General features: G+C 71.5%; 4 protein-coding genes and 1 pseudogene. 3 read left to right on the forward strand and 2 right to left on the reverse strand.

Features of this window, described 5'->3' with window-relative positions; translation table 11 throughout:
* Together DKT68_RS00885 and DKT68_RS00890 are read right to left on the reverse strand one after the other, a co-directional pair.
* Positions 1 to 743 (reverse strand): annotated as a pseudogene (locus DKT68_RS00885) (hypothetical protein); the annotation flags it as partial.
* A 160-nt stretch (positions 744 to 903) separates the two neighbouring features.
* Positions 904 to 1224 (reverse strand): hypothetical protein, encoded by a 321-nt coding sequence (locus tag DKT68_RS00890; RefSeq protein ID WP_146218251.1) that lies wholly within the window; start codon positions 1222 to 1224, stop codon positions 904 to 906.
* A gap of 428 nt (positions 1225 to 1652) precedes the next feature.
* On the opposite strand from DKT68_RS00890, the gene DKT68_RS00895 reads away from it, so the two are divergent.
* From DKT68_RS00895 to DKT68_RS00905, 3 genes are all read left to right on the forward strand, one after another.
* Complete coding sequence (locus DKT68_RS00895) at positions 1653 to 2945, forward strand: cytochrome P450 (RefSeq protein ID WP_109815538.1); 1293 nt, start codon at positions 1653 to 1655, stop codon at positions 2943 to 2945.
* Between the two features lie 274 nt (positions 2946 to 3219).
* A complete protein-coding gene (locus DKT68_RS00900) occupies positions 3220 to 3699 on the forward strand; it encodes a helix-turn-helix transcriptional regulator (RefSeq protein ID WP_109815539.1) in 480 nt (159 codons plus the stop codon).
* A 253-nt stretch (positions 3700 to 3952) separates the two neighbouring features.
* On the forward strand, positions 3953 to 5916 hold a 1964-nt coding region (locus DKT68_RS00905; RefSeq protein ID WP_109815540.1), incomplete at its 3' end, for a sensor histidine kinase.

Consider the following 5916-nt stretch of genomic DNA (forward strand, 5'->3'; position numbering starts at 1 on the left):
GCGGTGGGGGCAGCCGTCGGCGGCTGCGTCGGGTCGCCCGTCGGGGGCGCCGTGGGCTGGGTCGGCGACGGTGTCGGCTGGGTCGGGGTCGCGGTCGGCGACGGGCCCAGCGGCCGCTCGCACCGCGCCTCGGCGAGGATGACCGTACCGAGCGGGATGTCCAGCAACGGCCCGCCGACGATGGTGCCGGTCAGGCTCAGGGTGGCCTGCACGGCGATGGCGACGGCACCGTCTTCGGTGACTGTCTCCACGTTGGTGAGCGTCGCGTTCAGAGCGGCGCCGGTCAGACCGGGGACGGTGACCGCGGCGCTCGCGGTGACGCCCGGGGTGTCCGGGAGCAGCTCGACCGGCTCCCCGAACAGCTCCAGCCCGACGAAGGTGGTGTCCGCGGTCTGGGCGCCGACCTGGGGGCAGCTGACCGCCGCGGTGATCGCGTCGGCGTCGATGACCGGGGTGCCGAGGATGGCCAGGGCCAGATCCGCGATCTCGGCGTTCGCCGACGAGGCGGTGGGGCCACGGGTGGCGCTGACCTCGACCACGGTGCCGGTGGCGGTGACGCCGAGGGCGCCTGGGATGGCGATGGCCAGCGCGGTGTCGGTGTCGGTGCCGCCGCCCGCTGGTGCGGTGGCCGTGCCGATGACGGCGTCCGCGGTGATGACCGTGGTGCCCAGGACCGCGCCGGACAGGTCGATCACCACACCCCGGGCGCTGGCGTCGCCGGGCTGCGCGAGTGCGGGAGTCACAGTGGACAGGGCCACGGCGCCTGAGGCCGCGATGGCCATCGCCCCGATAGCCGGAAGTCGCCGGATGAGTCTCACGTTTTGCCTCATGCTCTTTCCAGTCCCCTCTCGACCATCGAGAAGGTCGCCTCGAAGGTATAGGGCCTTCAGTGACTTTTCAGGATTATCCGGACATTCGCTCCATGCCGCGAGGTGGGTCAGCGGAAGTGAGCACCATCGGGCGGACGATCCACAGCAGCCAGACCACCGCGACCGTGATGACGGCGGCCGCGATCAGCAGGAGCCTGATCCACAGATCGTCGATGAACGTGAAGACGAAGAACCGTCCGAGGAGCTGCACCGCGAGGAGCACCGTGACGAGCACCCGCGTCCAGGGACGGCCGCCGTACGGCTTCACCGCCAGCCACGCGTAGAGCTCCCACCATCTGGGCGGGTGACCCGGGGCGGCGTCACCTGCCGTCCCGGAGGTCGTTTTTCCGATCATGAGGGAAATGCGGCGGCCTGCTGTTTCCACCGTCCGTCGTGGTCGGTTGTCCGCTCCAAGCAGACGCCTGCCCACCCTCCTATCGCTGGCGTCGGGGCATCCCCGACATCGGGACGCCGGCGATGTCGGCGAAACGGCGCCGATCAGGTGGCGCCGACCCGGTGTGGCACACCAACGGCGGCCTGCCCAGCCGGTCTGACTGACGGCAAGGACCAAGCCGCAACTTGCATCCGGCCGGGGTTCACCCGTCCGTTGCACCACGCAATTATGCCGCCCATTAAATAGACGGCAGCCAATCTTGACTTGCGCAGCCGGTCAGCGCACCGTGAAGAGTCAGAGGCAGATGCGCGCCATTATCGGCCCGACTGACGTGGCTCGCTGAATGGGGACGCTGCCGGTTTCGCGCCGCGTGCATCAGGAGGCGTTCCATGCGGTTGAATCCGTTCACCGGGGTCTATCTCACCGATCCGGCAAGTATGTGGCGACGCATTCTCGACGATCCCGACGGAGTGCACTACGCCGAGGATCTGGGCCTGTGGTTGATCAGCAGGCACGCACACGTCCGGCGCGCACTCGCCGACGCCGCGACGTTCGCCAACGCCCTCACCCTCGCTCCGGTCTACGAGGTGTGCCCGGAGGCGATGAGTGTGATCATGCAGATCGACGCGCCGCCCACCACGGCCGCAGCGGACCCGCCGGTGCACCCCCGCACCCGCCGGGCCCTACGGGCGACCTTCGCGAACACGCCCGACCGGGTGGAGGCCGAGTACGGCGCGATCGTCCGCCGCCGGGTCGACCAGCTGGTGGCCCGGCTCGTCGCCCGCAAGGGCGACCAGGTCGACCTCCTCCCCGAGTTCGCCACCGAGCTTCCCCTGCTCGTGGTGCTGGACATCCTCGGGGTGCCGGACGCCGACATCGGGCGGATCCGGAGTTGGGCGGACGGTCAGATCGCCCTCATCTGGGGGCAGCCGGACCCGGCCGAGCAGGTGCGTCTGGCGCAGGGTCTGCTCGAGTTCTGGCACTACTGCCAGGAGCTCGTCCGCCAGCGGGTGGACAGTGGACACCACGGCGACGACTTCATCAGCCGCGCCCTGGCCTACCGCGACGACGATGACGACGTGCTGACCGTGCCCGAGGTGGCGAGCATGGCCTTCAACCTCCTCGTCGCCGGCCACGAGACCACCGCCGGGCTGCTCGCCCACGCCCTCGACCAGGCGCTGTCCAGCCCCCAGCGGTGGCGGACGATCGCCGCCGACCCGCGGGCCGTCCCCGCGTTCGTGGCCGAGACGCTGCGGTTCGCGCCCGCCATCGACGGCTGGCTCCGGGTGACCCGCCGGGACGTCACCCTGGGAGAGGTGACCATTCCCGCGGGGGCGCGCTGCCTGCTGCTGATCGGAGCGGCGAACCGGGACCCGGCGGTCTTCGCCCACCCGGACGCGTTCGACCCGCACCGGTCCGACGGGACGGATCACCTGTCGTTCGGCCACGGCCCACATTTCTGCATCGGCGCGGCATTGGCACGGCTCGAGGCCGCGATTGCCCTCACCCGACTCGCCGCCGCCATTCCCGGCCTACGACTGACACCCGAGCAACATCGTTCCTACAAACCCAATGTCGCGTTTCGCGCGCACCACACGCTGCTCGCGAGAATCGATATCATGACGCCGGTCGAGGGCCCGGCGGCGCGGGAGGCGGCGAGCGCCGAGGTGCACGCCGCCTGACAGTGCGCGTGCTCCGTCCGTGTCCCAGCGGGGCTGGCCTGCGGACGGACCGGGTGTGGGGCAGTCGACGCGGACTGCCCCACCTCGGCGCATCCCCGGCGCTCGCAACGGGTCCGGTGCGCAGTTTTTGCGCTTTGTCCGACGATCCATCTCGGTGAACGTCTTCACACCCATCGCGTCCTGGTTAAGAATTGCCCTCTATGAATGTCGAGCCCATCGACCAATCCCGATCTGATGTCCGCTGCTGATTACCGGTTGCCACGAAGGTGAGCGCATGGAGCACACGTCCCCGTCGAGCTCTGCTCACTCCGCCGCCAGTCAGCGGTTCCGGTGGGAACTGCGCGACTGCCGGGTCCGGCGGGGCCTGACCCAGCGGGCCCTGGCGGATCTGGTGCGGTTCAGCCGGGAGACGGTGGCGGCGGTGGAGTCGGGTCGACGGTTCGGCAGTCACGAGTTCGCGGTGCGCTGCGACGACGTGCTCGGCACCGGCGGCCGGCTGGCGGCGTTGTGGCCGCAGGTGGCGGCCGAGCAGTTGGCGGCCGACGGTCGCCGCGGCCCCCGCTCGCCCGACCAGGGCCGGCCGGATCGGCCGGTGCCGCGTCAGCGCGGTCGGCGTGACGCGCGCGACCCGGGCGCCGTGGTGGACGCCATCGACGAGCTGCGCGAGCTGATCGGCCAGGTGCTCAACGGTCAGCCCGACCCGGACGACCGGGAGCACCATCCGACTGCCCGACCCCTCGACGACCAGCGCTGACCTCGCGAACCCGGGTCATTCCCGCGGCGTCACCGGTTGCTGACTCTGGGTACAGATGCTGGTACGGGCAGTTTGTACCACGGCCAGGTCTGGTCTCTGGGCGCGGCTTCCGGCGGAATGGGACTTGCATTCGGCAACGTGCGGATAGACCGTCATCGACGAGTCGTGGGAGTCAATCTTGGCGTCGAGCACGAGGTCCCACGCGGCCAGACCCTACCCGACCCGTCGGCGCGGTTGGAAGATAGCCGGCCGGATGCGGCTCATCGTCGCGGCACCGCTCGTCGCCGTGATCGGTTTCGCCGGTCTCGCGCTGACCGAGAGCGCGCGCCAGACGTCCCGCGCCAGCGACCTGGAGATCCTGGCACAGGTCGGCGCCGAGGCCGGTGACCTGGCCTACCGGCTGCAACGCGAGCGCATCGCCGCCGCCGACCTGCTCACCTACGCGGCATCGGAGCAGCAGGACGCCTTCGGCGCGGAGATGGCCGCCACCGACGACGCCGTCGCCCGCTACCGCCGGCAGCGCGACCGGCTGCCCGCCGACGCCGACGCCAACCGGGCCCTCCTGCGTCGCATCGACGCGGCCCTGGACGGCCTCGCCCCGCTGCGCACCCAGGTACGCACGGCGGCGCACGCCTCGGTGTCGGCGATGACCTTCAGCTACCGCATCGCGATCGCCGACCTGATCAACTTCCGGGAGAACGTCTCGCACGGCGTGGTCGACGCCCAGCTCGCCGACGGGATCCGGGCCTCGGCGGCCCTGTCGAAGACGGCGGAGGCGATCGGTCAGCAGCAGGTCGCCGTGCTCCGCGCGGTCGCGGCCGGCGAGCTGACCCCCGCCATGCAGCAGGACATCACCGCCGCCCGGACCAGCTACACCGAATCGAGCCTGTCGTTCCTGGCCCTGGCTCCGCCCGACTGGAGCCTCTGGTGGGAGCAGGCCGGCACCGGCAAGGAGGCGCTCGCACTGCAACGGATGCAGGACGAGGTGTCCCGGGCCCAACCGGGGACGCGGCTGCAACTGGAGACCGCCGGCTGGGTGTCCACCACGCAGGCGCGGGCCGCCCGCCTGGCCGACCTGCGGGGGCGCGTCGACGTCGCGGTGCTCGACGACGTCCGGGCCGCGCACGTCGACCAGCGTCGCCGGGCCGTGGCGGAGGCGGTCGGCGTCCTCTTGGCGCTGGTGCTGACCGCTCTGGTGACCTGGGCCGTCGCCCGGCAGATCACGCGGCGGCTGCGTCGCCTGCGGGACGCGGCCAACGCCGTCGCGTTCGAACAGCTCCCCGCCGTGGTGGCCCAGCTCCAACAGCCGGGCAGCGCCGCCGTCGACCCGCACGAGTTCGCCCGCCAGCAGTCCAGCGCCGCCCTCGAACCGTCCAGCGACGACGAGATCGGCGAGCTGGGTCAGGCGTTCAGCGCCGTACACCGTGCCGCCGTGCGGACCGCCGCCGAGCAGGCCGTCATGCGCGCCAACACCGCCGACATCTTCATCCACCTGAGCCGCCGCGAACAGCGACTGGTCGACGCCGTCCTGGCCCAGGTCGACCTGGTCGAGCGGGACGAGACCGATCCCGACCGGCTCCACCAGCTGTACACGCTGGACAACCTGGCGACGCGGATGGGGCGGATCAACGCCAGCCTGCTGGTGCTCGGCGGCGTCGGCGTCGGTCGCGTACGCCAGCACGACGTTCCGCTGCAACAGGTGCTCCAGGCGGCGCTGTCCCAGATCGAGCACTACGCGCGGATCCGGCTCGGCATGATCGACGGCGACGTCGCCGTCGCGGCCAAGACCGTCGACGAGGTCGTGCACCTGCTCGCCGAACTCATGGACAACGCGACGACGTACTCGCCGCCGGGCAGCGAGACATGGGTGACCGGCCGGAGCCTGGGTGACCGCGTCATCGTCCAGATCAGTGACGAGGGTGTGGGGCTGTCCCCGCAGCGGATGCAGCAGCTCAACGAGCTGCTGGCCCGCCCACCGGCCATCGACGTGGCCGCCGTCCGGGCGATGGGCCTCGTCGTCGTGGGCCAGCTCGCGGCCCGGCTGGGGGCCACCGTCCAACTGCGACGCGGCCCCCGGCGCGGCACCCTCGCCGAGGCGACGCTGCCCGCAGCCATGATCCGGTCGCTGCCACCGGAGGAGTACCTCCTCGCACCCGGCCGGCTGTCGCGGCGTGCGGCCCGTACGACCAACCCCCCACCCCCGTACCAGCCGCGCCC

It is taken from the genome of Micromonospora acroterricola (assembly GCF_003172955.1).
GTDB classification, from domain to species: domain Bacteria; phylum Actinomycetota; class Actinomycetes; order Mycobacteriales; family Micromonosporaceae; genus Micromonospora; species Micromonospora acroterricola.

Coding starts and splice junctions, on each gene's coding strand:
- DKT68_RS00890 (WP_146218251.1), bottom strand. CDS start 1,224: ATGATCGGAAAAACGACCTCCGGGACGGCAGGTGACGCCGCCCCGGGT.
- DKT68_RS00895 (WP_109815538.1), top strand. CDS start 1,653: ATGCGGTTGAATCCGTTCACCGGGGTCTATCTCACCGATCCGGCAAGT.
- DKT68_RS00900 (WP_109815539.1), top strand. CDS start 3,220: ATGGAGCACACGTCCCCGTCGAGCTCTGCTCACTCCGCCGCCAGTCAG.